Below are 25,878 nucleotides of genomic sequence, written 5' to 3'. Positions count from 1 at the left end.
CGCTTATGAAAGTAACCATGCGTTGAATCGATCCGATGCCAGATTGCGGTTCTTGTGCCACCACTGCGCGCTGGGCGCGCGCATGAGTTTCAGGTTGGCTGCAGAAGTCGGCAAAATCGCGGCGCGCTTGGCTGGAATGTTTTGATAGGCATTGAGATTTGTCGGGCCGTATGCCAATGTGTCGGTAAAGGCCGCCTGGCGCGCGGCATCGGCGCAGAACTTGACGAATGCCTTGGCTTCTTCGGCGCGTGGCGTTCCCTTCGGCACGCCCCAGCCCTCGATAGAATACAGACCCTGGTTCCAGACGATGGCGACTGGTGCGCCACCTTCAATGGCGGTTTGCGCACGCGCATTCCAGGTCGAGATCATGTCGACCTCGCCGGATTGAATCAGCTGCATCGCCTGCGCGCCGCTGGTCCACCACACCGCAATGTGCGGCTTGATGCGATCGAGACTCTTGAACGCCCGGTCCAGATCCAGCGGATAGAGTTTATCGATGGGGACGCCATCGGCCATCAAGGCTTGCTCCAACGTGTCGATAGCGTTGCGGCGCAATGAGCGGCGCCCCGGAAATTTCTCGACGTTCCAGAAATCGGCCCAGCTGGACGGTGGATTTTTTCCGTACTTGTCAGTGCGATACGCCAGCACAGTCGAATAAACGTCGACACCCATGAAATTAGGTGCTACCGATTCCGCCAGCATGTTCGAAAAATCGCCAACTTTCAATCCCAGCGGTTCAAGCAAACCTGCCTCTTCCAGGATAGGAATATCCTGTGCCACAGTCAGGGTTGTGACGTCCCACACGAAATTCTTCGTCTTCACCATCGCCGTCAACTGCGCCACCGGTTGCGCCTCGCGCGCCACATTGATGACGCGGATACCGGTCGCTTTTTCAAACGGGTCGTAAAAGGCCTTCCGATATGCTGCGGTGTAAGGACCGCCGGGATCGGCGACTACGATCTGTTTATTCTGGCCGAACACTGTTGCCGGGAATGCGCCAGCGACAGCCAGCCCTCCGGCAAGCTTCAGCACGCCACGGCGTGTGGTATCGAAACGGTTTTTCATACAACCTCCCTATGCGATAGAAACGTAGATAAAAGCGCGAAGACGTTCATTGGGACAACCTTCTGCGGAAGGCTGATTACGCGATGCTGCGTCCGCGTTTACGGAAAAACTCTTCCATCATGCGTGCCGGCTCGCCCGTACTGTAGGCCTCCACCTGGATCCGGCGGCCGGCGCTGATGGCTTCGTGAAAACCGGATTCGGACATTTCGCAGAAACGCTGCTTGTCCAGGCGCATCGCTACCGGCGGCTTGGCTGCCAGATCACGGGCAATCTCCATCGCTTTCGGCATGACTTGATCGGCGGCGACCAGATGATGGATCAAGCCGATCCGATGGCACTCTTCCGCTTCCATCATGCGGCCGGTCAGCGTCAGTTCTATCGTGCGCGACAAGCCCAGCATCTGCTTCATGATCCACGGACCGGTCACGCTCGGAATGCCGGCATTTATTTCGGGCTGGCCCATGCGCGACCCGGCGTGACCGACGCGGATGTCGCCCAGCAGCGCGACCTGGAATGCGGAGCCGGCAGCGGTGCCGTTAAGCGCAACGACCAACGGCTTCGACAAACCGCGCAGCACGGCATAGTAGTTTTCCCATTCACTCATCCACTCGTTGACGCGTGCCGGGTCGAAGCCATGCGCTTCTTCCAGATCCTGTCCGGCACAAAATGCGCGGTCGCCGGTGCCTGTCATGACGATGGCGCCAATGGCCGCATCGGCATTGAAATCCTTCAACGCAGCGATGATCTCATTACGCATCTCGGTATTCCAGGCGTTGAGTTTTTCAGGGCGGTTCAAGGTGACCACGCCAACGTTTCCATTGGTTTCCAAAATGATATGTTTTGTCATAACTATTCCTATGTAATAACTAATGTTTTATTGCGATACAAAGTATCAATGCAATATACATGCCTGTCTATGCGCATGGCACAAGAGGTTCTTACATGGGGGAAAGTGGCGTATTAGCGCGCTAAAACTGTGCGCCGCAGCATGTGGATATTCTGTTTTGGTGCGAGGTTGATGCAAGATGCGGGTGAAGAGCTTTTGGAGTTTGGCAACGCATCTATATAAATCATTGTTATTTACATAGATGAATCTAAAATAGCGGCTTATCCCACACAGCATTGATAACTTAACAACTATTTTCCAATGAGAAGGCAGACGTGGCGGCTACTCTTGAAAACTGGTTTTCGTCGTCGATGTGAACTGGAACACATTACCCATTTTTACTGGAGATATTCAATGAAACGCATTTTCAATCTGGGCCTGTGCGTACTCGCGCTGTCGTTGGCAGCTTGCGGCAAGCAGGAACCGAAAACGGCGGCAGCGCCTGGGCAGACTGTCTACCTGGTCGGCGCCGAAGCGACTTTTGCGCCGTTCGAGTACCAGAACGAACAAAAGGAAATCGTCGGCTTTGATGTCGATGTAATGAATGCAATCGCCGACAAGGGTGGTTTCAAGATCAAGTTCGTCAACACACCGTTCGAAGGCATTTTCAATTTCCTGGCGCAAGGCGACCGCGATCTGCTGGCATCGGCAATCACGATTACCGATGAACGCAAGCAGACAGTCGATTTCTCCGAACCCTACTTCGAAGCCAATCAATTGATCGTTGTGCCGAAAAATTCCACAGTCACGAAGTTTGCCGATTTGAAGAACATGAAGGTGGGCGTGCAAAGCGCTACCACCGGCGATGACATCGTGCAAAAGGAATTGGGCAAGAGTAATCCCAACATCAAGCGCCTGGAATCGGCGACCCTAGTCATGAAAGAGCTGGAAGGTGGCGGCGTCGAAGCGGTCGTATCCGACAACGGCGTGATCAAGAACTACATCAAGAACAACCCGTCCGAAGGCTTCCGCTTCATCACCGATGCGGCATTCCCTAAAGAGTATTACGGCATCGCGGTCAAGAAGGGCAACGCCGAGTTGCTGGCCAAGGTAAACAAGGGACTGGCGGCAATCAAGGCCGACGGCACTTACGACAAGATCTACGCCAAGTATTTTGCTGAATCGTCCAAATAAGCATCGAGAGAAAATATGAAACAACGATATCTGCCGGCTCTGACTCTGGCCTTGATGTGTTCACTTGCTGTGCTGGCAGGTTGCGGCAAGAAGGACAGCAACTCTGCGGCGACCGCAGGCAACACTGAATATGTGGTTGGCGCCGACGGTGCTTATGCGCCGTTCGCTTCCGAGAACGAGAAAAAAGAACTGGTCGGCTTCGATGTCGAGATCATGAAAGCCGTGGCCGACAAGGCCGGCATCAAGATCAGGATCGTCAATACACCGTTCGACGGCCTGTTCAATGCACTGGCCCAGGGCGACCGCGACATCCTGATTTCCACCATCACGATCAACGACCAGCGCCGTCAGACCATGGATTTTTCGGAACCCTACTTTGTGGCGAAGCAGTTGATCGTGCTACCGTCGAATTCCAAAGTAGCTAAATTCGAAGATCTGAAATCTTTGAAGATCGGCGTCCAGAGCGCTACCACCGCTGACGAAGCGGCACAAAACCTGGTCGGCAAAAACAGCCCTAGCGTCAAGCGCTTCGAATCGATGCCGCTGGCGTTTCAAGAGCTGGAAGGCGGTGGCGTCGATGCCGTGATCGGCGACAATGGCGTCGTCACCAATTTCGTGAAGAACAATCCGGGCAAGAATTTCCGCATCGTCAACGATCCGGCTTTCCCTAAGGAATATTACGGAATCGCGGTCAAGAAGGGTAATGCCGACCTGCTGGCCAAGCTGAATCACGGGCTGGAACAGATCAAGGCGGACGGCTCCCAGGACCGGATATACAAGAAGTATTTCGCGGACGAGAAGTTATAAATTCGATTGTAAATTCGACTGATTTTTGCGAGAGCACCATGAAAAAAATGTTACGCCGTTACCTGCCGCTATGCGCTCTGAGCATGAGTCTGCTGGCAGTGGGCGCCTGCAGTAAAAAGGAAGAAGCACCGGCGGCAGCTGCCAAACAAAACCTGTACGTAGTTGGGGTTGAATCCGCTTACGCGCCGTTTTCCGCTGAAAACGAAAAAAAGGAAGTAGTCGGATTCGATATCGATTTGATGAAAGCGATCGCGGCAAAAAGCGGCATCGAAGTAAAATTCGTCCCGACGCCGTTCGAAGGTATCTTCAATTTCCTCGCTCAAGGCGACCGCGACTTGCTGATTTCGGCCATCACGATTACCGATGAGCGCAAGCAGACCGTGGATTTTTCGATACCGTATTTTGAAGCCAGCCAGTTGATCGCTGTCCCGCAAGGGAATACCTCGGTCAAACAGTTCAATGACCTGAAGAATATGAAAATCGGCGTGCAAAGCGCCACCACCGGCGATGAAGTGGTGCAAAACCTGGTGGGCAAGAACAACCCTAGCATCAAGCGCTTCGATTCCACCACGCTGGCCTTGAAGGAACTGGAAAGCGGCGGCGTCGATGCCGTGGTGGCTGACGATCCGGTGGTGAGGAACTACATTACCAACAATCCGTCCGCCAGCTTCCGCGTAGTGAGCGACGCCGGCTTTCCGAAAGAGTACTATGGCATTGCGGTACGCAAGGGGAATACCGAGCTGCTGGCCAAAATCAATCAAGGCCTGGCAGATGTAAAAGCTGACGGCAGCTTTGACAAAATCAATGCAAAGTACTTTGGCGGCAGCAAATAAGCAGTAAGTAAATAGTTGAAAATTCCTCCGCAGGCCGCCTGTTTTTGGCTGTCTGCGGCAACTACGATATAATTTCGCGCTAATTTTTAGTATCTTCTTGCATAGCCCGGATCGCCAACCAGCCGGGTTGCGCGTCCACTCAGCCTGTCGCACCGTTTCTTTTCAACAATACTTATGGATTTTCGCTGGAGCATCATACAAGGCTACGCGCCGCTATTCGTCAAAGGCTTCTTCATGACGCTACAGGTTGCCGTGATCAGTATCATCATCGGCACCATCCTGGGCTTATTGCTGGGCATGCTACGTTTAGCGGATGTCAAACACGGCCCGTGGAAATGGCCGCTGCGCGTGTTGAAAGGGCTGGCCAGCTTCTATGTCGCCTTCTTTCGCGGCACCCCGCTGTTCGTACAGATCCTGCTGATCCACTTTGCAGTGATGCCGGTGCTGATCCATCAAGACAACGGCCTGCTGATCTCCGGCGAGCTGGCGCGCACCATCAAACAGGATTACGGCGCCTTCATTTCAGGTGTGGTGGCCTTGTCGTTGAATGCCGGTGCGTATATTTCCGAGATTTTCCGCGCGGGTATCCAGTCGATTGATCGCGGCCAAACGTATGCAGCATCCAGTCTCGGCATGGGTTACAAACTGACCATGCGGTATGTGGTGCTGCCGCAAGCGTTTCGCCGCATGCTGCCGCCGCTTGGCAATGAAGCGATCACCCTGCTCAAGGATTCATCGCTGGTATCGGCCATCGGCCTGGCCGAGCTGGCTTATGCGGCAAGGACCGTAGCCGGCGCTTATTCGCGTTATTGGGAGCCGTACATCACGATTTCCGTGGTCTATTTCGCCATGACCATGTGCCTGGCGATGCTGGTTGGCCGACTGGAAAAGAAATACGCGGCGCCGCATCACCGTTGATTGCACGCTAGCTATAGCGACAATCTGAAAAGCCCTTATTTTCATTCAGGAAATAAGGGCTTTTTAACGAGTAACTGGCTGATTTCCTAGTCGATTTCCGACAACCGTCCATCCACTGTCAGCAACGCCGTACGCAAGCGTTTATCCCCAAACACTGCCTGCGCCGCTTGCCGGTAAGTGCGCAACTGCGTGGTATACGCCGCACGTTCGTTGTCGAGCAGGTTGCGTTTGTAATCCAGGATCCATACCTCATCGTCAAAGATCACCACCCGGTCGAAACGCAGCACGACGTTATCGGCAATGATTTCCATTTCATTGCGCGCGTGCAGGTGCAAGGCTGGATTAAAGAAATGCGCCAGATCAGCCTGTCCCAGAATGGTCTGGGCCTGGTGCCTGATCAACTTTGCCAGCACCAGCGGGCACGGTAGCCAACGTGCAATCGTCTCGGCATCCGGCAGCACCACCGGCCATTGGCCATGCTGGGTGACGCGTTCCAGCAAACCGTGCAGCGCGATGCCTTCAGCTATCGCCTGGTTATCAAATGTTGCAGCGGCCGCTACCACCGGCGGCGGCATTTGCGGAGGATCGAATATTTCCTGCTCAAATCTTTGTGCGCCATCAACGACTGCAGCAGCTTCTGCGACTGCATCGAAACTGGCTTCAGGCACATGTTCGAGCCGCGCATACCAACTGTCATCCGTCACGCCGCCGCTTCTGCCGGCGACGCCGCTAATGATCAGCAACTGCTTGGCGCGGGTAGTGGCGACGTACAACAGGTTCCAGTCTTCCTGCGTCTTGAAACCTTCTTCCGCCGCAAACAAAGGATCGCGCGCAGCGCCACGTTCGGCGCTGCTGCCGAACGCGGAAAAGTGCTGCGGTGCTTCCGCGTCTTGCGGCCAGTCGCACAGGATGCCATAGTCGTCGCGGGCAGGTTTGCTGTGGTTGGCATCCAGCAGCACCACTATCGGTGCTTCCAGGCCCTTGGCGCTGTGCACCGTCAGGATCCGTACCGCGTCGGTGGCGGCATCGATACTGGCTTCGTCAGGTGCATCGCCGCCGGCGGCATTTTGCAAGCTGCGCAAGGCATCGATAAATTTCGGCAAGCTGGGATAGCGGCCTGCGTCCATGTTCAAGGCAAGTTCGACGAAGGTTTCGATGTTGCCGATGGCCTGGCTACGCGACAAAGGCGTTGCGGCTTGCGCATAGCGGGCCAGCAATTGGCCTCGATGCAGAATCACATCGAGCAGATCGTGCACCGGCAAACGTGGCGCCGCCTGCAGCCATTCTTCCAGCAAAGCACTGGCGCGTTGCAACGCCGGCGTAGCGTCGTCCGCCGACGCAGCAGCCCGCAGGCGCGCCCACCAGCCACGTTCGGTGCGTTGCGCCAGGGCGATCAGATCATCATCGCTGGCGCCAAAGATCGGCGATTTCAACACGTGGCCCAGTGCCCGCGCATCGTCAGGCGTGATCAGGAAAGTCAGCAGAGCAATCAGATCGGAGATTTCCAGCGACTCCAGCAGGCCGCCGCGTTTGTCGGACATGAACGGTATGCCGGCTTCGCGCAGCGCGCTTTCGTAAGCGCCGAGATGACTGCGTTTCTTAACCAGCAACATCACATCCGACCACTGTATTGTGCGGCTGCCCTGTTCCTGACGCACTGTCAGCTCTTGCCTGGCTCGCCATAACGCTTGCGTCAGTTGCCTGCCCTCGTCGCGGCGGCGCGCATCTTCCGATTCTTCGCGTGCGATCGTCAATGGATTACGCAGGCCCTGCGGCGCTTCCTCTGCCTCATCGCCGGCTTGCCGGATCAACGGCAAACGCCACACATCGCCGCCGACTTCGCCCAACGTGGTTTGTGCTGAGAACAGGGGATTGGCGCGGAAGCTGGCGTTCAACACGTCGACAATCGCGCTGGCGTTGCGCCTGGTCTGGTTGGCTTGCAACACTGTGGCGCCTTGTTCTTGTAATAACTGACGCGCGGCTTCGAACACGCGTGGCTCGGCGCGGCGGAAACGATAGATCGATTGTTTCGGATCGCCGACCACAAACACGCTCGGCTGGCCGGCATCTTCACCATAGGCGCTCAACCAGGCGCGCACGATGCTCCATTGCAGCGGATTGGTATCTTGAAACTCGTCCAGCAGGATATGCTTGTAGCGGCTGTCGAGTCGGCTTTGCAGATAGGCCGCACTTTCCGGATTGGTCAGCAAGCGGTAGGCTTGCCATTCCAGGTCGGCGAAATCGAACACACGCTGCTCTGCCTTGAGCGCCTGATAGCATTCCAGATAGGCATTGCCGACACTGAACAGATGCTGGTTCAAACTGAGTACGGTACGTTCGTAACTGCGCTTGCGCAGTAACTTAAGCGCTTCTCCGGTCGCAAAAAATTCAGCTTCGAAGGCGTCGAGGGCGTTGCCGCCCAAGCTGTTTTCCAGCGCCTTCAGAAAATCCTTGGTTTTGCCGTTACTCCGCGGCTTGCCTGCGTCATCGAAGAACTGACTACAGAGCGCATCGAAATTGACTACTGCCGCGCCCGCGGATAGCGCCATTTCAATAGCGGTCGCACGTTTCTGGTTGGTCGCCGAACCCTGTCCAAGTAACCAGGCAATCTGCTTCATTTGAGATGATAATTTCTCGTCGTCCCACAAGGACAGACGGGCGTCGACTTCCGCATCTTCACCGCACATCTCGCGCAGCCATTCCATCGGCGCATCCACGCCCTGCTGTATCACCGCCCACCATTCGGCGCGCTTATCGATGAAAGCGTTCAACAGTTTTCTTGTACTGAAATCACCGACCAGCTGATACAGCGTCAGCAAATCCCGCTTGACCTGGCTATTCTCTTCATCATTCAGCGATTGCATGAAACGCAGATAGGCGTCGGACTGCAACTCGCCAGTTTTCTCTATCAACACGTAGCCGTGCGGCACACCCGAAGCCAGCGGCGCAATTTTCAGCAGGCGTGCAAACCAGCTATGGAACGTATCGATAGATAAACTCTGCGGGCTAGCCAGCACGCGCTCGTACAGATTGCGTGCGGCAGGCAATACCTGCGTCAAGGCTTGTGGCTCGATACCGCGCTCCAACAGCAAGTTGCGCACTTTGGCATCCGGCTGCAGGGCCAGATCATGCAACAGTTCCAACAATCGTTCGCGCATTTCCTGCGCGGCCTTGCGGGTAAAGGTAATCGCCAGCAGTTCGGACGGTGCGGCGCCGGCCAGCAACAGGCGCAGCATGCGCGCCACCAGCAACCAGGTTTTACCGCTGCCGGCGCACGCCTCCACCACCACAGAGTGTTGCGGATCGCAGGCGGCATTGGTAAAGCTCTGGGCGTCGACCACTTCGCCATTCATCCGATAAGCGCTCGGTAGCGCGATGTGCACCGGCTCGGTCATTCCCACGCTCCCTTGCGACACAGGCCGCGTACATCGCAATACTGGCATACCGATGCGACACCATTGGCAGGCAGGCCGACGCCGTGCGCAATCGCTTCCACATTGATCGTAATCTGTGCGGCCAAAGCGCGCTGCGCTTCGTCATAATCAGGTGCGCTCACATCGCCGACCTTGTCTTTGGTAGTTTCCAGCGCGACGTAGTGCGCCGCCGCAACCGGTCGGTCCGACAGCAAACCGTAGAACGCCAGTTGATGATCTTCATGGTCTTTCAGTTTCCTATTCAGCACGAGCAGGTTGTTGGTCTTGTAATCCAGTACCGCGCGTTCACCGGCATCGTTCTCGTCGATCCGGTCAATCCGGCCATGCAGGGTCAAATCGCGGTCTGCCAGCGGCATCGGCTTTTCATATGCCTGTTCGCCAAACACAAAACTCCAGCCTTTGGCTTCGTGCTCATTGGCCCAGATGACATAAGCCGAAATGACTTTTTGCCAGCGCGAGTAGTAACCCAGGGCTGCGGCATTTTTGGCGATGACTTCGTCGAATAATTTTTTTGAGATATCCACCAGCAACGCTTCGCGCCGATCTGCAGGACATGGCTGATCACGCAGGGTTTCGTGATAGGTTTCCAGGATTTCATGCAGCCAGCCGCCGTAGTCACGCTTTTCCGGCAGATCGGACAGCTCATCCAGCGATGCCAGACCCAACATGCGCCGGGCAAAAAATTGATACGGACACTGGATAAAACTGTTGTAAGCACTGGCAGACAGACGACTTGGCGTCAGCTGCGGCGCTGCAGGCCTGGGCATGATTGACGGCGTCGCCTGCAAGCTTTGCGCGGCAATCTCCGCCCGCTTTTCAGTCAGTGCGGGCGCGGCATTACGCGCCAATGTGAGTTGCAGGCGCTGGATCCAGGGACTGACCGGATTCGGCTCGCCATCTTTATGCGCCTGCCAGGACAACACTACCTGCGGATTCATCGCCAGCAGTTCGACCACGTCGCGCAATTGCTGGCGCTGCCGACTCTCGCGTGTCGCCAGGCCCAGCTCACGCCTGACGGTATTGGCAAAGAACAGCGTCTCTTGCGGTTGCGATGGCAGGTGATCGGCGTCGGCGCCAACCATCAGCACCGCATCGAACGAGCGCAAGCGAGCGCCATTCAGCGGCAGCATCACTACCCGGCGGTCATTGATGGCGCTGATGAAACTGGTGTCGTCGAGCTGCAGATTGACCAGTGCGCGCCATTCCGGAAAAGAGAACAGTGCAGAAAAATCATTCGCCGGTGGCGCAATATTCTGCAACAGCTGCAAGATCTGCTGGCCGGCCGAATCCGCGCTGAGAGCCGATGCGATGCCCAAGCTGTCCAATGCCGAGGTAGTGGTAGCAATCCAGTCACGCAAATTCTTGCGGCCGCTGAACAATGCCGCCTGCTGCGCCAGCAAGGCTACCGTCTTTTGCTCCGTTGGCGCCGCATTCAGCGCATTGATCACCGTGCGCCATTCACCGAGCACGTTGGCGCGCCGCAGCAGCAATTCTATTTTCATCACCAGCGCCGACTTGTTGGCGACGCTGTCCTGCGCCTCATGCAACAAATCCCTGGGCGCTTCGTTCAATACAAACGGCGACTTCAGCAAATCCAGCAAGGCAGTGGTTTCGCCGCGCGCAGCGACGACGTCGAACCAGGCGGCAATGGCGGAAGCAGCGCGCGTGGTCGACAACTTCCAGCCGGTTTCATCGGCCACATGAATCTGCGCACGTTCCAGCAAGGCGCGAATCCGCCGGGCCACTACCCGGTCCTGCGCCACAATCGCCAGACTGGTTTTGCCTGACTGCAGCCAGTCGATCACCATTTGCGCACCTTGCACTGCTTCGTCTTCGACGCTAGCGGCAGCACACAATTGCAACTCGGCCGGCAACGCGTGATCGCTGGCTGCGATAGCGCCGCGTTCTTCATTGGTTGCGACTTCCACCATCTCCGGCCACGCCACTGTGTAAGTCGGCAGTATTGCCTGCGCACGCCAGTCCAGCGTCATCGTCACCACCCGTTGACGCATGGCATAGGCGTCGAGAAAAGTTTGCTCCAACGGCTCCGGCGCCACCGAACTGATCCAGATCAGCGGCTGGCTGGCGCTTTCCGCTATTTGCAGCATTTGCGCGAAGCGTGCCGCTATCGCATCGTCGGCATCCAGCTGGCTTTTCCAGATCGACCACACCAGCTGCGTCTCGTCCGACAATAATTTGCGCGCATCCGGTGACAATTGTTCCAGCGCGTTCTGCCAGCGCTGCTCCGGATCGCTGGCAGCATCGGCGTGCAATCCGGGCAACAAAGCCTGTGTCAGCTCATCTGATAGCGCTAACAGCGTTTGTGCCAGCGGCAGCAGATCGGTATTGCGACGCGCGGTGAATAATTTTTTCAGCCAGCCGTGCTGGCGCAACTCGGCATACAAACGCATCAGCCGTTCGCTGGCGGGCAGTACATTGGGCAGCGGGGGTAGCGTCATCAACCAGCCTGACAGCGTAAAGAATTGCGGCGGCACGAAAGTCCCGCCTAATTCCGCAGCGATCGCCGCTTTCAACGGTTGCGCATGTGCGAAAGTCGGCAGCACCACACGCCAGCGGGCGAAATCGCGCTGGCCGCTATCGCCGCTGTCCTCGCGGCAGGCCGCCAGCAATGCACGTGCCGCAGCCGGCCAGAAGTTGGCAGATGGCACAAGTTTTATGGATTCTAGGGGCATGTGGCTCACTGGATGGACGGGACCGGCCGCTCTGCTACGAGAACAACGGCGCTCGCATTTTTGCAACAATTAGCCCTCATTTTATGCGAGGCCTTGAAAAAATAAGCTCGAAATAATTACATCGCCCACACTTTTTATCAAAATCGGTTATTATTTAGTGAATATCCCGCCGCAACACCTCTTACCACACCCACAAAAACTTGAATTCGCGCACGGCATCCCCACTTATTAAATAGAATAGGGAACGCCGATGGCAACCACCAAGCAGGAATGGTAAGTAGTCTTGGCACACATTGATTCTTTTTTCCCTCACACTGAGGAAACCATGAGCGAACACATTAAACATACTTCCGACGCATCCTTTGAAGCAGATGTACTTAAATCAGACAAACCGGTCCTGGTCGATTTCTGGGCTGAGTGGTGCGGTCCTTGCAAGATGATTGCCCCGATCCTGGAAGAAGTCGCCAAGGAATACGGCGACAAGCTGCAAATCGTCAAGCTGGACGTTGATGCCAACCAGGCAGTGCCTGCCAAGCATGGCATCCGTGGCATTCCGACCTTGATCCTGTTCAAGAACGGCGTTCCTGCGGCACAAAAAGTCGGCGCGCTGGCCAAAGGCCAACTCACTGCATTCATTGATTCGAACCTATAAATAACAACCGCGGCGGTGCGCCCGCATCGCCGCTTGTGTTTTACTAACGACACCACGCAGTTCCCTCCCCCACCCAATACTTCCCATCCCGGGACACTCATACCTATGCATTTATCTGAATTAAAGGCGTTACACGTCTCCGCCCTGCTAGAAATGGCAATCGGCCTGGACATCGATAACGCAGCGCGTTTGCGCAAACAAGAGCTGATGTTCGCGATCCTGAAAAAGCGCGCGAAATCAGGAGAACAGATTTTTGGCGATGGCGCCCTCGAAGTCCTGCCTGACGGCTTTGGCTTCCTGCGCTCGCCCGACGCCAGCTACATGGCGTCTACCGACGACATTTATATTTCACCTTCGCAAATCCGCCGTTTCAACCTGCACACCGGCGATTCGATCGAAGGTGAAGTGCGTACGCCGAAAGACGGCGAACGCTATTTCGCACTGGTCAAGGTCGACAAGGTCAACGGCGAATCGCCGGAAGCGTCGAAACACCGCATCCTGTTTGAAAACCTGACGCCACTGCACCCGAACAAACCGCTGCCGCTGGAACGCGACATGCGCGGCGAAGAAAACATCACCGGCCGTATCATCGACATGATCGCGCCTATCGGCAAAGGCCAGCGCGGCCTGCTGGTGGCATCGCCAAAGTCGGGTAAATCGGTCATGCTGCAACACATTGCGCATGCCATCACGACTAACCATCCCGACACCGTGATGATCGTCCTGCTGATTGACGAACGTCCGGAAGAAGTGACAGAAATGCAGCGCTCGGTGCGCGGCGAAGTGGTTGCATCCACTTTCGACGAACCGGCCACACGTCACGTGCAAGTCGCCGAAATGGTGCTGGAAAAAGCCAAGCGCCTGGTCGAAATGAAAAAAGACGTAGTGATCCTGCTGGATTCGATCACCCGCCTGGCACGTGCCTATAACACCGTGATCCCTGCTTCCGGCAAGGTCCTGACCGGTGGTGTCGACGCTAACGCGCTGCAACGTCCGAAACGTTTCTTCGGCGCTGCCCGTAACATCGAAGAAGGCGGTTCGCTGACCATCATCGCTACCGCCCTGATCGAAACAGGCAGCCGCATGGATGACGTGATCTACGAAGAATTCAAGGGTACCGGCAACATGGAAGTGCATCTGGAACGCCGCCTCGCCGAGAAGCGCGTTTATCCGTCGATCAACCTGAACAAATCCGGCACCCGCCGCGAAGAATTGCTGATCAAGCCTGACCAGCTGCAAAAAATCTGGGTGCTGCGCAAGCTGCTGTACAGCATGGATGAGATCGAAGCGATGGAGTTCATCCTCGACAAGATGAAATCGACCAAGAATAACGCCGAGTTCTTCGACATGATGCGACGCGGCGGCTAATCGACCTCGACCCCGGCCTGGCCCGTTTCGGTTGAAATCTACCTCGATCGAAAACAAAAAAAGTCTGACCTGCGCAAGCACGTCAGACTTTTTTTTTGCAGGTATTTGCGGCGGCATATAGGCAAAAAACGCATGAGCACCTTTGCAGCAGTGCAAACCCGGCCGGAGACAACCCTGATTTACAGCAGGATTTGACGGCCGACCGATAAGGTATAGACTGAACAAGCTCACCTGTTAAATGCTATTCTTCCGAACCTAAAATTTTCACGACAACACACCATGGCGACGACTAAATCCAGTCCATCGAAATTCAGCACCGTCCTGCGGGTTACCAGCGGTAACTTCATGGAAATGTTCGATTTCTTCCTGTTCGGCTTTTACGCAACCTACATTTCAAAAACGTTTTTCCCGGCCGGCGATGAATTTGCTTCGCTGATGCTGACGTTCATGACTTTCGGTGCGGGCTTCCTGATGCGTCCCCTTGGCGCCATCATCCTCGGCGCCTATGTCGACCGGGTCGGCCGACGCAAGGGCCTGATCACCACCCTGGCGCTGATGGCGGTCGGTACCATGCTGATTGCCTTCGTGCCGGGTTACGCCACCATCGGCTATGCAGCGCCGCTGCTGGTATTGATCGGCCGCTTGCTGCAAGGATTCTCGGCAGGGGTTGAACTGGGCGGCGTCTCGGTCTATTTGTCAGAAATGGCAACGCCGGGCAACAAAGGCTTCTACGTCAGCTGGCAATCCGCCAGCCAGCAAGTCGCCATCATCGTCGCCGCGGCACTCGGTTTCGGCTTGCAAGTGTGGCTGCAGCCCGCGCAAATCGCTGACTGGGGCTGGCGCGTGCCGTTCTTTGTCGGCTGCATGATTGTGCCGGTGCTGTTCATGATTCGCCGCTCCCTGCAGGAAACCGAGGAGTTCATGGCCCGTAAGCACAAACCGGCAGTGCGCGAAATCCTGCGCTCCATGGTGGATAACTGGGGCCTGGTGGTTGCCGGCATGATGCTGGTATCGATGACTACCGTGTCGTTCTACCTGATCACCGTCTACACGCCGACTTTCGGCAAGAGCGTATTGAAACTCACCACCATCGATGCGCTGGTGGTCACCTTCTGTGTCGGCGTTTCGAATTTCATCTGGCTGCCGGTGATGGGCGCCCTGTCCGACCGCATCGGCCGCAAGCCGCTGCTGCTGACATTTACCATACTCACCATCCTGACTTCTTATCCGGCCTTGTCGTGGCTGGTGGCCGACCCGACCTTCCAGAAGATGCTGATGGTCGAACTCTGGTTGTCATTCCTGTACGCCAGTTATAACGGCGCCATGGTGGTGGCCCTGACCGAGGTCATGCCGGTCGAAGTGCGCACTGCGGGCTTTTCCCTGGCCTACAGCCTGGCAACGGCCATTTTTGGCGGCTTTACCCCGGCCATCGCAACCGGCCTGATTGAGTACACTGGCGATAAGGGCGCACCTGGCATGTGGATGACTGCCGCAGCAATATGTGGCTTAATTGCAACACTATATTTGTACCGCAAAAGCGGCAATCAAAAGATGGTGCCTGCATAGAACCAGCCCCAGCCCGGGTGAATCCGCTACTTGCCCAGGCCGCTATCAAAAAAACAATATAGAAATCAGTCCTGATATTCCCCAAGGCACTGATTTCATTCGTTTTTTCCATTTCGCAACCGGATTTACCGGGTTTTATTGTATAATTCGCGGTTTTCCACCCCCGGCAAGTGATCGACAATCGGGTCAAGAAGCAAGACGACCGACGAAGTGATTGATTGGCTACCACTCAATAGAGGCAATTATGAAAGACGGCATTCACCCAAATTACCGCGAAGTTCTGTTTCACGACGTTTCGAACGATTTCAAGTTCGTGACCCGTTCGACTATCCAGACTCGCGAAAACATCACTCACGAAGGTAAAGAATATCCTTTGGTGAAGATTGAAGTTTCGTCGGAATCGCATCCGTTCTACACCGGTCAACACAAAATCGTCGACACCGCCGGTCGCGTTGACAAGTTCCGTAAGAAATTCGGTACTGTCGGTTCCAAGACTTCGATCGCAAATACTTAATTCGATCGCATGTTTAAAAAGGCAGCTGCGGCTGCCTTTTTTTGTTTGTCAGAGTTTGTAAGCATGAGCGGAATTCCGCGTGCTGCAACGCATTGCAGCCAACTCTTTGATAAATCGTAAAAAAGTGCTTATTTCCTTGAGAATATCAAGAACAAAAATTACGCTCAGTAATAGCGAAGTAACCCGCTATCCGGCACAATACCCAGCAATTCAACATTGATCAGACGCCATTGTGATGAAGCCCGTCCGCCTTCCCGCCTCCGCCACCAGCGCACTGCCACGCTGGGGCCTGTGGGCGCTGGGATTGCTCTATATCTTGCCCGGCCTGATCGGACGCGATCCTTGGAAAAATGAAGACGCGTCCGCCTTCGGTATCGCCTGGACCATGTCCCATGGCGGCATCGCCGACTGGCTGATGCCGAACATCGTCGGCCTGCCCATGCCCGGCGAAAGCCCGCTGACTTACTGGATAGGCGCAATCTGCATCAAGTTATTCGGCTGGCTGCTGGGCGATCCGCTCGCAGGCCGGTTGCCGGCAGTCGGGTTTTTCCTGGTCGGTTCGCTATCGGTCTGGTACGCCACTTATCTGCTGGGACGACGTAGCGAAGCGCAACCGCTCAGACTGGCATTCGGCGGCCAGCCGGAACCCACCGATTTTGGCCGTACCCTGGCCGACGGCGCATTCCTTATTTATCTCGGCAGTCTCGGCTTGCTATTGCAAAGTCACGAGCCAACCGCCAAAAATTTGCAAGTTTCACTGGTGGCTTTTTCCATCTATATTGCGGTGCGGCTGTTTGATGCACGCAGCTTGCGTAGTGCGGCCATGCTCGGCCTCAGCTTCGGCCTGCTGATCCTGACCCGCGGCTGGCTAGTCCCGATGGCATTGCTGTGCGGCTTGCTGACACTGGCATTGATCAGGGAAAAAGCCATCGCCAGGGATTTGCTGCTGATGACATTACCAGTCACATTGGCGGTTGCCGCCATCTGGTTCGTCGCCAGCTGCGCGTTATTGCCGGGTGCAATGGTTCGCTTCGCCGCCTGGGAGATTTTCAATCTGCGGCAACTGAGCTGGCCGACCTGGACCGCACTATCGTATTACTTTAAATACGGCATCTGGTTTGCATGGCCGGCGTGGCCTTTCGCCGGCTGGGCGGTATATGCCTGGCGCCAGCAACGCTCGACCTTGCATATCGCATTGCCGCTGGCATTTTTCATCAGCCTGACGATCGTGCTGTTGCTCAATCCGCATCCTGAAGAAGGCATTTTACTGCCCTTGCTGCCGCCGCTGGTTATTCTGGCCGCATTCGGCTTGCCGACCATGAAACGCGGCGCCATCAACGCAGTAGACTGGTTCTCGGTGATGACGCTGACCGCTTGCGCCGCATTTATCTGGCTGGCCTGGATCGCCAAGGAAAGCGGCTGGCCGGCGCAGATTGCCAAGAATGTCTACAAACTGGCGCCAGGTTTTAAACCTGAGTTCAATCTGATCGCGCTGGTGATCGCCCTGCTCGGCTCGATATTCTGGATTTTGCTGGTGAACTGGCGCCTGTCGCGCCGACCGGCGGTCTTGTGGCGCGCCGTGGTGCTGTCGTCTGGCGGCGTGATTCTCTGCTGGCTGTTGCTGACCACCTTGTGGATGCCGTGGATTAATTACAGCAAGAGCTACGCCGGAGTGGCTGCGCAGATCGATCAGCACCTGCCTGCGGTCAAACAATGCGTGGATACCAACGTCGGACCGGCGCAACGCGCATCGTTTGCCTATTTCGGGGGCATCCCGTTTGGCGAATACGGCCAGCCGCATTGCGATTTCCTGCTGTATCAAGACAACATCTCAGTCAAATCCGACGATGCGATCTGGCGCGAATTCAAGGGTAACTGGCAACTGCTGTGGACCGGCCGCCGGCCGTCGGATCGCGATGAGCGGTTCCGCCTGTACCAGCGGGTCGGTAAGTAATCTCATCTATCCGTCCCATCTGGCAAGAGGAATGGCGGTAGCTAATATCTCCGGAGAAAAATAGATTCATGCAGAAAGGCTATTGATCGCTCCGCAGAAATCAGTCATAATAGCGGACGCGTTGCCGAGATGGCGGAATAGGTAGACGCACGGGACTCAAAATCCCGCGCTGGAGACAGCGTGCCGGTTCGATTCCGGCTCTCGGCACCAATGAATATAAGGCTCTCAGACTTGAGGGCCTTTTTTCATTGTTTCCGCAAAAAAAAATATTTCCCAATCCCCCGATAACTCAATTGGTAGAGCGACGGCCCGTTAATCCGCAGGTCCCTGGTTCGAGTCCAGGTCGAGGGGCCACATGCAAATGTGGCGCCTTTGCGCACCGGATGACTTGTTCAATCGGATCGTCTGTCACCTCGTGAGGGTCCTGCAACAGCGATGCCATCAGACTAATTCAGGCGTCAAACCCCCAGAGCCGGGCAAACTGCTCAAGCGGCTCACGTTCGGACTGCAGCCGATTCACTGCGGCGGCAGGATCGGCATATCCAATAGCCATCCCACAGAAAAGCATGCGCTCCGGCGGCGTTTGCAGAAATTCACGTACCGTCTGATGATATACCGACCAGGCTTCTTGCGGACAGCTATCGACGCCGCGCTCGCGCAGCAAGAGCATTAAAGTTTGCAGGTACATGCCGAGATCAGACCATTGCGCCGCGCCCATATCACGATCCACTGTGCAGAACAGGCCAACCGGCGCACCAAAAAAACGATAATTGTTTTGTAACCACCTGAGGCGCCCCATCTTATCGTCACGCGCAATGTCGATCAGTTCGTACATGGATTCCCCTACCTTAAAGCGTGAACTACGGTAAGGCTCACCCAGTTTAGTCGGATAGATGGGGTATTCAGCAGGATCCGGCGAGAAATCCGTGTTCATGCGTTCTTCGATCCTGTCCTTGAAAGCGACTAACGGCTCGCCCACCAGCACATCAATACGCCAGGGCTGGACATTACCGCCCGAAGGCGAACGCGCCGCCAGGCTCAGGACTTCGCGCAGCAACGCTTGCGGCACTGGCTTGTTGAGAAAAGCACGTACACTCTTGCGACTGCGGACTGCATCAGAAACATTCATACCTACCTCAAAAAAATACCTTTGCAGAACCCGCGATTTGAATCAAGCGTGCAGGTAGCGAACTTGACTCAAATAGCGGGTTCAAAATCTACCGGCTAATTTGCACTAGCCTGCATCACTCGTTTGGCAGTGGAGTTATACCGACATTTGTTGCGAATGAATAATGCGTCGGACCACCATCCTGAGAAGCTGCTACCTGTCCGGCGCAACCGCTACGCAGATCCCCGCAGGTGAAACGACTACCGTTTGACAATTTGATATCCATACGCGAACGGTAGTGCCAGGAGTAAATATTAGGGTCGCCAGACGGATCGACTTTTCCTGTTGACGAATCGTTTTGCCACCGCTTGCTGATTAATTTTGCATCTGCGGTCGGATCCAGTAGCAGATATTTTTGGAACCATGCGGTGGTATACCAAGTGGATAAATCTATACTGCGCAGTAATCCTGGAACTACTGGTGTGTCCATGAAATCGGTATGCGTACCGCCACGTAGCACAATATCTGCGTTATCCACACCGGCTTGCGAGTAGGCAAGCGATCCTAGCGTTTTATTGGCCGGGTTGGGTGTCAAGAGGTAAGGAAACGGCACAATGTAGTCGCCGGTGATACCCAGCACCGGTTTGGTAATGGCTGGTGCCGGGCCGGCAGGTGCGCCGAAGCAAGGAGATCCAAGTCCGTAGAGCGTAAAGATGCCCCCGACATTATTTACCGGGTCGTTAAGAAAGGCAGTCAATTCGTCGGGTGATGGCGAAACCGGGGTGCACATATTGTCCCAGGCGACCGCTGCCGAAACGCGTGAATCTTTTTGCGCCAGCCAGCTGGCAGCGATCGCGCCGTAAGAATGTCCTATCAGTCCGATTTTTGTTTCGTCCAGCATCGCCCATAGTGGATTGTAGTTGCTGTTCAAGCCGGCCGTTACACGACGCAACTGCTTGGCGGCATGGCTGGTCCCCGAAGTGCGGCTAGCTACCGGAACGTAAGGAGCGCTAGGCGTGGACAGAAGGAAATTCAAGGCATCGCTGCCGCCGTCATAGAATGGCAAACCGTTCCCGCCGAATGCAGGCGGCGACCCCGGCGTCGAACCGAGTGCAGGCGTGCCGGCAAAGGCGTCTTCGAGTTGATCGGGCACCTCGCCAAACTGATCGGACATGCCCTCACCTTGTACATCGAAGCTCAACACCACAAAACCTGCTTTTGCCAGATCTTGGGCTCCGTGCCAATAGTTTTGCTCATAGCCGACAATCGAGCCGTTGATGATGACCACCCCGGGACGCTTCGCCGGACCACTGACGGTGGCCCAAACGTGGCCGGATATCGTGCCGCCGGAACGGGAGGTATATAGCACCGGCTTGACGATGGTGTCTGTCGTGGTACCCCATGCGAGCAATCGCGGATCGACTGCGCACAGGCCGGTGGTACAAGGGTTGATGTTCGGAGCGCGTTCAGGATCGGCGGCTATCGCGGCAAGGCGATTTGTATTATAAGTTGCCAAGGCGGCCAAGGCTTGAGCGCTCAGAGGCAAAAATGCGGCAGGCCGTTCCAGGCTGGTCGCCAGATTCTGCGTTTCGCACAGCGGTTGTAGCAATACGTAAAAAATGCTGGTATTGCCGCAGTATGCGTTAGGCGCCTGAGCGTAGGCCGTGGAACTTCCACTTCCCAAAATTACGATTAGCAGACCGAACGCCATCTTGAGATATTTCATTTTGTCTCCTTCATTTTTTCTACATGCCCATCTAGGGGCATTTGATTTACCTGAGCTGTTGCTCAACTTATGGGCATGAGACCCAATCTCGTATGGCGTTTATGCTGTAGCGTTTGCCGCATCTTCAATCAAGACAACTATTTCATCAGGATGCGAAGCCATCGACGCATGGCTCGCCTGCAAGGTAATTGTCTGTTGAGGCTTCCTCGGATCGGCAAACCATTGCTCGGTTTCAGGCGAAATCATCCGGTCGTTCGCCGAAATCTGATACCAGCGAATGCGAAGCATCGCCCCAGGCACCGGGTACCAGCAGAATGTTCAGTTTGAATGTCATCTTCGTTCTCCTCGGCTTGCCAGGTGGCGATTGAACATTCCGAAACTTGAAGACATATGGATACGTAAAAACACAGTCTTCACAGTCTTAATACTAAGGATCCCCTGTCCTTTGCAATATTGCTGAATATCTCAAGTTCATTGCAAAATATGTCAACCTGCAAATTCAATCAGTAAATCCTTCGCACCTACCACTACGCCTGGTTTGACATGGATCAGATGAATCAGAGCATCGTGTTCGGCAAGGATCATCATTTCCATCTTCATTGCCTCGATCGAAACCAGCGGATCGCCTTTGGCGACCTTCTGTCCGGCCTTGACCGCTACCGTTACCACCATTCCGGGCATGGGTGCACCGACCTGGCGCGGATTGTTGTCCTGTGCAACCGGATGAGCGCCAGCTTTGGCCACACCGGCATGGTCGACGCGAATCAGACGCGGCTGGCCGTTCAGCTCGAAGAACAGCTTGCTCTGGCCTTCGTCGGCTAGTTCCGTGCGCCCCTGCAAACGGACTACCAGCGTCTTGCCCTGGTCGATGTCGATGGAAATTTCCTGCCCATCCTGCAAGCCATAAAAGAACACCGATGTAGGCAGCACGCTGACATCGCCAAAATGACGGCGGTGCTCGGCGTAATCCTGAAATACTTTCGGGTACATCAGATATGAGGCCAGTTCCTGTTCACTGATGCTGCGCTCCACCGCTTTCTCCGCTTCTTTGCGCGCCTGTTCGAAATCTACCGACGGCAGATGTGCTCCGTGGCGGCCGGTGAACGGCTTAGCGCCCTTGAGTACCTTGTGTTCCAGCTCCTCCGGAAAACCGTGTGCGGGAAAGCCAAGTTCGCCCTTGAACAGCGAGATCACCGATTCGGGAAAAGCAACTTCCCGATCCGGATTGCGCACGTCTTCCGGGGTAAGGTCGTTGGCCACCATGAACAATGCCATGTCGCCGACCACCTTTGAGGTGGGCGTAACCTTGACGATATCGCCGAACAGCTGGTTGACGTCGGCGTAGGCTTGCGATACATCGGTCCAGCGATGCGCCAACCCCATCGCTCGCGCCTGTTCGCGCAAGTTGGTATATTGACCACCAGGCATTTCGTGACGGTACACATCTGAGGTGCCGGAACGGATGTCGGCCTCGAATGGGGCATAGGCGCGCCGCGCACCTTCCCAGTATTGGGAAATATTGAATAACGCCGCTGTATCCAGCTTAGGATCACGTTCAGTGCCAGCCAGCGCCGCCGCAATCGAGCCAAGATTGGGTTGCGAGGTGAGCCCGCTCATCGCGTCCATGGCGCCGTCGACAGCATCGCAACCTGCTTCGATTGCCGCCAGCACGCTAGCAGCACTGATACCGCTGGTGTCGTGCGTGTGGAAATGTATGGGCAGGCCGATTTCTTCCTTCAAGGCTGTGACCAGTGCCCGTGCTGCCTGTGGCTTGCAGACGCCCGCCATGTCCTTGATTGCCAGAATATTGACGCCCGCGTCTTTCAGTTCCCTGGCCATGGACAGGTAATACTTTAGGTCGTACTTGGTCCGCTTCGGATCCAGCAGATCGCCGGTATAGCAAATCGCGCCTTCACACAAGGCGCCGCTGGTACGCACCACGTCGATCGCCACGCGCATGTTGTCGACCGAGTTGAGCGAATCGAACACACGGAACAGATCGATGCCGCCTTTGGCAGCTTGTTCAATAAAGTGCTTCACCACATTGTCGGCATAGTTGGTGTAGCCGACTGCGTTCGAACCACGCAGCAGCATCTGGAAAAGGATATTCGGCACCAGCTGACGCAATTGAGCCAGCCGATCCCAGGGGTCTTCTTTCAGGAAGCGGAGCGCGACGTCGAACGTCGCCCCGCCCCAACATTCAAGCGAGAACAGATTCGGCAATGTCTGTGCATAGATGGGGGCAATCGCCAACATGTCCGTAGTACGCATGCGGGTGGCAAACAGCGATTGATGCGCATCGCGCATCGTGGTGTCTGTCAGCAGAACCTGGGGTTGATCCTTCATCCACTGCGCGAACTTATCCGGACCCAGTTCGATCAGTCTGTCGCGGCTACCGGGGATAATCGGCGCCAGGCGATTTGACGCCGGCAGGATCGGCGCGGACAAGAGTCCGGCTGGTTTGACCCGCCCCTTCATTTCCGGATTGCCATTGACGGCTACCTCGCCGATGAAGCGCAGCAGGCGCGTGGCGCGGTCGCGCCGTTTCGGGAATTTGAACAGTTCCGGCGTAGTGTCGATGAACCGTGTGATGCATTCACCAGACTTGAACTGCGGATGATTGATCACGTTTTCTAAAAATTGCAGGTTAGTCGATACGCCACGGATGCGGAATTCGCGCAAGGATCGCCCCATACGGCAAATCGCTTCATCCGCGGTTGGCGCCCAGGTCGTTACCTTCACCAGCAACGAGTCATAGAATGGCGTGATGACGGCCCCCGAGTAGGCAGTACCGCCATCGAGCCGCACGCCGAAGCCGGCGGCGCTACGATATGCAGTCAGACGGCCATAGTCCGGCGTGAAATTGTTTTCCGGATCTTCAGTGGTGACGCGGCATTGCAATGCATGGCCGTTCAGACGAATATCTTCCTGCATCGGGACACCCGTTGAGTGCATCCCGGCGCCGCCGATCTGCGCGCCTTCGCTAACGCGTATCTGCGCTTTTACAATATCTATCCCGGTGACTGCTTCAGTAACAGTGTGTTCGACCTGAATCCGTGGATTGACTTCGATGAAATAAAATTTTTCGGTATCGGCATCCATCAGGAATTCAACCGTGCCGGCATGGGTATAGCCTACTGCCCGGCCCAGACGTAGCGCGGCTTCGCATAATTCAGTGCGCGTGGCATCGTCAAGATAAGGAGCCGGTGCGCGCTCAACCACTTTCTGGTTACGCCGCTGCACCGAGCAGTCACGCTCGAACAAATGGACCAGGTTGCCGTGGCTGTCGCCGAGAATCTGCACTTCGACATGGCGCGCGCGTCGCACCAATTTTTCCAGATACATTTCATCGTTGCCAAAGGCTGCTGCGGCTTCGCGCCGCGCGACTTCCAGCTGGTCTGGAAGATCTGCCTCAGTTTCGATAACGCGCATGCCGCGCCCGCCGCCACCCCAGCTCGCCTTGAGCATGAGCGGATAGCCGACTTCGGCGGCCAGTTTCTTCGCCTCCCCGATATCGTACGGCAAGGCGCCGGTCGCCGGCATCACGGGAACCTTGGCCGCTACCGCCGCATGGCGCGCGGCTACCTTGTTGCCGAGTGTCCGCATGACCTGCGGCGACGGGCCGATGAAAACGATCCCATTGGCGGCGCAGGCTTCGGCAAACTCTGGATTCTCAGACAGAAAGCCATACCCCGGATGAATCGCATCCACACCAGCTTTTTTGGCAATGCGGATGATATCGTCGATATCCAGATAGGCGGCGATCGGCTTCTTGCCCTCTCCCACCAGATAACTCTCGTCAGCCTTGAAACGATGCAACGCGAAACGATCCTCTGCCGTATAAATCGCGACCGTGCGAATGCCCAGCTCAGCGGCCCCACGCATGACCCGGATAGCGATTTCACTGCGGTTGGCTACCAATAGTTTGCGTACGGTGAATGCGGGCTGAGTTGTGGGAGTCATATTAAGTTGAAAATTAAGGAACACGCGGGCTCGCCTTCAAGGCGGCCCGACCATCGTCATACATCAGTCACGCCGATACAAGGTTACGACGCACGCACCGCCAAGACCGAGATTGTGCTGCAGCGCGACGCGAGCACCTTCGACCTGTCGTTTATCCGCAGTACCGCGCAACTGCCAGACCAGCTCTGTACATTGCGCCAGGCCGGTTGCGCCGAGCGGGTGTCCTTTGGACAACAGCCCGCCTGAAGGATTGGTGACGACTTTTCCACCATAGGTGTTGTCTTCATCCCAGATAAATTTCTCCGCACCACCTTCCGGGCAAAGTCCAAGGCCTTCATAGGTCAGCAACTCGTTCGCGGTGAAGCAATCGTGCAGTTCGACTACATCGACATCTTCCGGACCGATGCCGGCGGCTTCATAGACTTGGTCCGCGGCCGATTTAGTCATATCGTAGCCGATCATTTTGATCATCGATTTTTCGCCGAAACTGCTGGCGAAATCCGTAGTCATGCTCTGGGCGGCAATATAGACCGGGTTCTTGATACCGTGCCTGGCAGCGAATTCATCCGAACAAAGAATTGCAGCGCCGGCGCCGCAGGTAGGCGGGCAGCATTGAAAACGCGTGAGCGGGTCGAACACCTCGTCCGAGGCCATGATCTCTTCCAGAGACAATACCTGGCCGAACAACGCGTACGGATTGTTACTGGCATGCTTGCGCGCTTTCACGGAGATCATGCCGAAAGTCTCTTTTTTCGTGCCGTACTTCCAGCGATATTCACGACCGGCGCCGCCAAACATCTGCGCAGCCGGCGGCGAACTGCCAAAGCCCTGTTCGTCCACCATGACCTGGAAATGCTGTCCCATAGGACTTTCGCGGTCATCGAATTTATTGCCGAGAGCGCCCTTCCCCATTTTCTCGAAACCCAGGGCAATCACGCACTCGGCAAGACCGCCCTCAATCGCCTGGCGTGCCAGGAACAGCGCGCTAGAACCGGTCGAACAATTGTTATTGACGTTAACCACCGGAATGCCGGTGAGGCCAAGTTCATAGACCGCACGTTGACCGCAAGTGGAATCGCCATAGACATATCCGGCGAAGGCCTGTTCGACAGCTGCGTACGGCACACCGGCGTCCTTCAGTGCCAGGGTACCGGCCTCGCGGGCCATTTCATAGTACTCGGGGCTAGTGCCTGGCTTGACGAACTTGGTCATGCCGACACCGATCACATTGACGCGACGTTTCATAATATTTTCCCT

At 55.8% G+C, this 25,878-nt stretch carries 18 protein-coding genes and 1 tRNA gene; 10 read left to right on the top strand and 9 right to left on the bottom strand.

What is annotated here, in order from left to right; translation table 11 throughout:
* Positions 1–3 precede the first annotated feature (3 nt).
* A complete protein-coding gene (locus tag BM205_RS11765) occupies positions 4–1,065 on the bottom strand; it encodes an ABC transporter substrate-binding protein (RefSeq protein ID WP_092414682.1) in 1,062 nt (353 codons plus the stop codon).
* Positions 1,066–1,141: 76 nt separating this feature from the next.
* Positions 1,142–1,912: an enoyl-CoA hydratase/isomerase family protein gene (locus BM205_RS11760; protein WP_092414681.1), complete on the bottom strand. Its 771-nt coding sequence runs from the start codon at positions 1,910–1,912 to the stop codon at positions 1,142–1,144.
* A 393-nt stretch (positions 1,913–2,305) separates the two neighbouring features.
* Here BM205_RS11760 and BM205_RS11755 point away from each other — a divergent pair, with 393 nt between their 5' ends.
* The 4 genes from BM205_RS11755 to BM205_RS11740 all read left to right on the top strand — a co-directional run bounded on the left by BM205_RS11755 (position 2,306) and on the right by BM205_RS11740 (position 5,643).
* Positions 2,306–3,085 carry a basic amino acid ABC transporter substrate-binding protein gene (locus BM205_RS11755; protein WP_092414680.1) on the top strand — a complete coding sequence of 260 codons (780 nt, stop codon included), beginning with the start codon at positions 2,306–2,308 and terminating at the stop codon, positions 3,083–3,085.
* Between the two features lie 15 nt (positions 3,086–3,100).
* Positions 3,101–3,892 carry a basic amino acid ABC transporter substrate-binding protein gene (locus BM205_RS11750; RefSeq protein WP_092414679.1) on the top strand — a complete coding sequence of 264 codons (792 nt, stop codon included), beginning with the start codon at positions 3,101–3,103 and terminating at the stop codon, positions 3,890–3,892.
* 38 nt (positions 3,893–3,930) lie between these two features.
* Positions 3,931–4,725: a basic amino acid ABC transporter substrate-binding protein gene (locus tag BM205_RS11745; RefSeq protein ID WP_092414678.1), complete on the top strand. Its 795-nt coding sequence runs from the start codon at positions 3,931–3,933 to the stop codon at positions 4,723–4,725.
* 174 nt (positions 4,726–4,899) lie between these two features.
* Positions 4,900–5,643, top strand: a complete 744-nt coding sequence (locus BM205_RS11740; protein ID WP_092414677.1) for an amino acid ABC transporter permease — start codon at positions 4,900–4,902, stop codon at positions 5,641–5,643.
* Between the two features lie 86 nt (positions 5,644–5,729).
* On the opposite strand, the gene BM205_RS11735 is transcribed toward BM205_RS11740, so the two are convergent.
* A complete protein-coding gene (locus tag BM205_RS11735) occupies positions 5,730–9,038 on the bottom strand; it encodes a UvrD-helicase domain-containing protein (protein WP_092414676.1) in 3,309 nt (1,102 codons plus the stop codon).
* Entirely contained in the window at positions 9,035–11,770 is a 2,736-nt protein-coding gene (locus tag BM205_RS11730; protein WP_092414675.1) for a PD-(D/E)XK nuclease family protein, read from the bottom strand. Before BM205_RS11730 ends, BM205_RS11735 begins: the two co-directional genes overlap by 4 nt.
* 325 nt (positions 11,771–12,095) lie before the next feature.
* Here BM205_RS11730 and trxA point away from each other — a divergent pair, with 325 nt between their 5' ends.
* From trxA to BM205_RS11700, 6 genes are all read left to right on the top strand, one after another.
* On the top strand, positions 12,096–12,422 hold the full coding sequence (gene trxA / locus BM205_RS11725; protein WP_092414674.1) for a thioredoxin TrxA: 327 nt from the start codon (positions 12,096–12,098) through the stop codon (positions 12,420–12,422).
* A 105-nt stretch (positions 12,423–12,527) separates the two neighbouring features.
* Complete coding sequence (gene rho, locus BM205_RS11720; protein WP_014004861.1) at positions 12,528–13,790, top strand: transcription termination factor Rho; 1,263 nt, start codon at positions 12,528–12,530, stop codon at positions 13,788–13,790.
* A gap of 279 nt (positions 13,791–14,069) precedes the next feature.
* Positions 14,070–15,356, top strand: a complete 1,287-nt coding sequence (locus BM205_RS11715; RefSeq protein ID WP_092414673.1) for an MFS transporter — start codon at positions 14,070–14,072, stop codon at positions 15,354–15,356.
* A gap of 244 nt (positions 15,357–15,600) precedes the next feature.
* The gene (locus tag BM205_RS11710) at positions 15,601–15,870 is read left to right on the top strand and encodes a type B 50S ribosomal protein L31 (protein WP_061532390.1); all 270 of its coding nucleotides are present in this window, start codon (positions 15,601–15,603) and stop codon (positions 15,868–15,870) included.
* A 235-nt stretch (positions 15,871–16,105) separates the two neighbouring features.
* Positions 16,106–17,824: an ArnT family glycosyltransferase gene (locus BM205_RS11705; RefSeq protein ID WP_092414672.1), complete on the top strand. Its 1,719-nt coding sequence runs from the start codon at positions 16,106–16,108 to the stop codon at positions 17,822–17,824.
* Positions 17,825–17,947: 123 nt separating this feature from the next.
* Positions 17,948–18,034 (top strand) — tRNA-Leu (locus BM205_RS11700).
* Positions 18,035–18,275: 241 nt separating this feature from the next.
* On the opposite strand, the gene BM205_RS11690 is transcribed toward BM205_RS11700, so the two are convergent.
* From BM205_RS11690 to BM205_RS11675, 5 genes are all read right to left on the bottom strand, one after another.
* The gene (locus tag BM205_RS11690) at positions 18,276–18,953 is read right to left on the bottom strand and encodes a nitroreductase (protein WP_092414671.1); all 678 of its coding nucleotides are present in this window, start codon (positions 18,951–18,953) and stop codon (positions 18,276–18,278) included.
* 115 nt (positions 18,954–19,068) lie between these two features.
* A complete protein-coding gene (locus tag BM205_RS11685) occupies positions 19,069–20,658 on the bottom strand; it encodes an alpha/beta hydrolase family protein (protein WP_092414670.1) in 1,590 nt (529 codons plus the stop codon).
* 99 nt (positions 20,659–20,757) lie between these two features.
* Positions 20,758–20,904, bottom strand: a complete 147-nt coding sequence (locus BM205_RS24285; protein ID WP_175511246.1) for a hypothetical protein — start codon at positions 20,902–20,904, stop codon at positions 20,758–20,760.
* 240 nt (positions 20,905–21,144) lie between these two features.
* The gene (locus BM205_RS11680; protein WP_092414669.1) at positions 21,145–24,621 is read right to left on the bottom strand and encodes a pyruvate carboxylase; all 3,477 of its coding nucleotides are present in this window, start codon (positions 24,619–24,621) and stop codon (positions 21,145–21,147) included.
* A gap of 63 nt (positions 24,622–24,684) precedes the next feature.
* Positions 24,685–25,866: a lipid-transfer protein gene (locus tag BM205_RS11675; RefSeq protein ID WP_092414668.1), complete on the bottom strand. Its 1,182-nt coding sequence runs from the start codon at positions 25,864–25,866 to the stop codon at positions 24,685–24,687.
* Between the last annotated feature and the right edge of the window lie 12 nt (positions 25,867–25,878).

The sequence above is a fragment of the Collimonas sp. OK307 genome (genome assembly GCF_900113705.1).
Classification (GTDB): domain Bacteria; phylum Pseudomonadota; class Gammaproteobacteria; order Burkholderiales; family Burkholderiaceae_D; genus Collimonas.
The sequence above is the reverse complement of the archived record's forward strand: the minus strand, read 5'-3'. Positions and strand labels throughout refer to the sequence as shown.

Excerpts from the sequence above, each read along its gene's own strand:
- BM205_RS11760 (WP_092414681.1), bottom strand. The coding sequence starts at position 1,912 with ATGACAAAACATATCATTTTGGAAACCAATGGAAACGTTGGCGTGGTC.
- rho (WP_014004861.1), top strand. The coding sequence starts at position 12,528 with ATGCATTTATCTGAATTAAAGGCGTTACACGTCTCCGCCCTGCTAGAA.
- BM205_RS11710 (WP_061532390.1), top strand. The coding sequence starts at position 15,601 with ATGAAAGACGGCATTCACCCAAATTACCGCGAAGTTCTGTTTCACGAC.
- trxA (WP_092414674.1), top strand. The coding sequence starts at position 12,096 with ATGAGCGAACACATTAAACATACTTCCGACGCATCCTTTGAAGCAGAT.
- BM205_RS11745 (WP_092414678.1), top strand. The coding sequence starts at position 3,931 with ATGAAAAAAATGTTACGCCGTTACCTGCCGCTATGCGCTCTGAGCATG.
- BM205_RS11715 (WP_092414673.1), top strand. The coding sequence starts at position 14,070 with ATGGCGACGACTAAATCCAGTCCATCGAAATTCAGCACCGTCCTGCGG.
- BM205_RS11765 (WP_092414682.1), bottom strand. The coding sequence starts at position 1,065 with ATGAAAAACCGTTTCGATACCACACGCCGTGGCGTGCTGAAGCTTGCC.
- BM205_RS11690 (WP_092414671.1), bottom strand. The coding sequence starts at position 18,953 with ATGAATGTTTCTGATGCAGTCCGCAGTCGCAAGAGTGTACGTGCTTTT.
- BM205_RS11730 (WP_092414675.1), bottom strand. The coding sequence starts at position 11,770 with ATGCCCCTAGAATCCATAAAACTTGTGCCATCTGCCAACTTCTGGCCG.
- BM205_RS11705 (WP_092414672.1), top strand. The coding sequence starts at position 16,106 with ATGAAGCCCGTCCGCCTTCCCGCCTCCGCCACCAGCGCACTGCCACGC.
- BM205_RS11675 (WP_092414668.1), bottom strand. The coding sequence starts at position 25,866 with ATGAAACGTCGCGTCAATGTGATCGGTGTCGGCATGACCAAGTTCGTC.
- BM205_RS11740 (WP_092414677.1), top strand. The coding sequence starts at position 4,900 with ATGGATTTTCGCTGGAGCATCATACAAGGCTACGCGCCGCTATTCGTC.
- BM205_RS11735 (WP_092414676.1), bottom strand. The coding sequence starts at position 9,038 with ATGACCGAGCCGGTGCACATCGCGCTACCGAGCGCTTATCGGATGAAT.
- BM205_RS11750 (WP_092414679.1), top strand. The coding sequence starts at position 3,101 with ATGAAACAACGATATCTGCCGGCTCTGACTCTGGCCTTGATGTGTTCA.
- BM205_RS11680 (WP_092414669.1), bottom strand. The coding sequence starts at position 24,621 with ATGACTCCCACAACTCAGCCCGCATTCACCGTACGCAAACTATTGGTA.
- BM205_RS11755 (WP_092414680.1), top strand. The coding sequence starts at position 2,306 with ATGAAACGCATTTTCAATCTGGGCCTGTGCGTACTCGCGCTGTCGTTG.
- BM205_RS24285 (WP_175511246.1), bottom strand. The coding sequence starts at position 20,904 with ATGATTTCGCCTGAAACCGAGCAATGGTTTGCCGATCCGAGGAAGCCT.
- BM205_RS11685 (WP_092414670.1), bottom strand. The coding sequence starts at position 20,658 with ATGAAATATCTCAAGATGGCGTTCGGTCTGCTAATCGTAATTTTGGGA.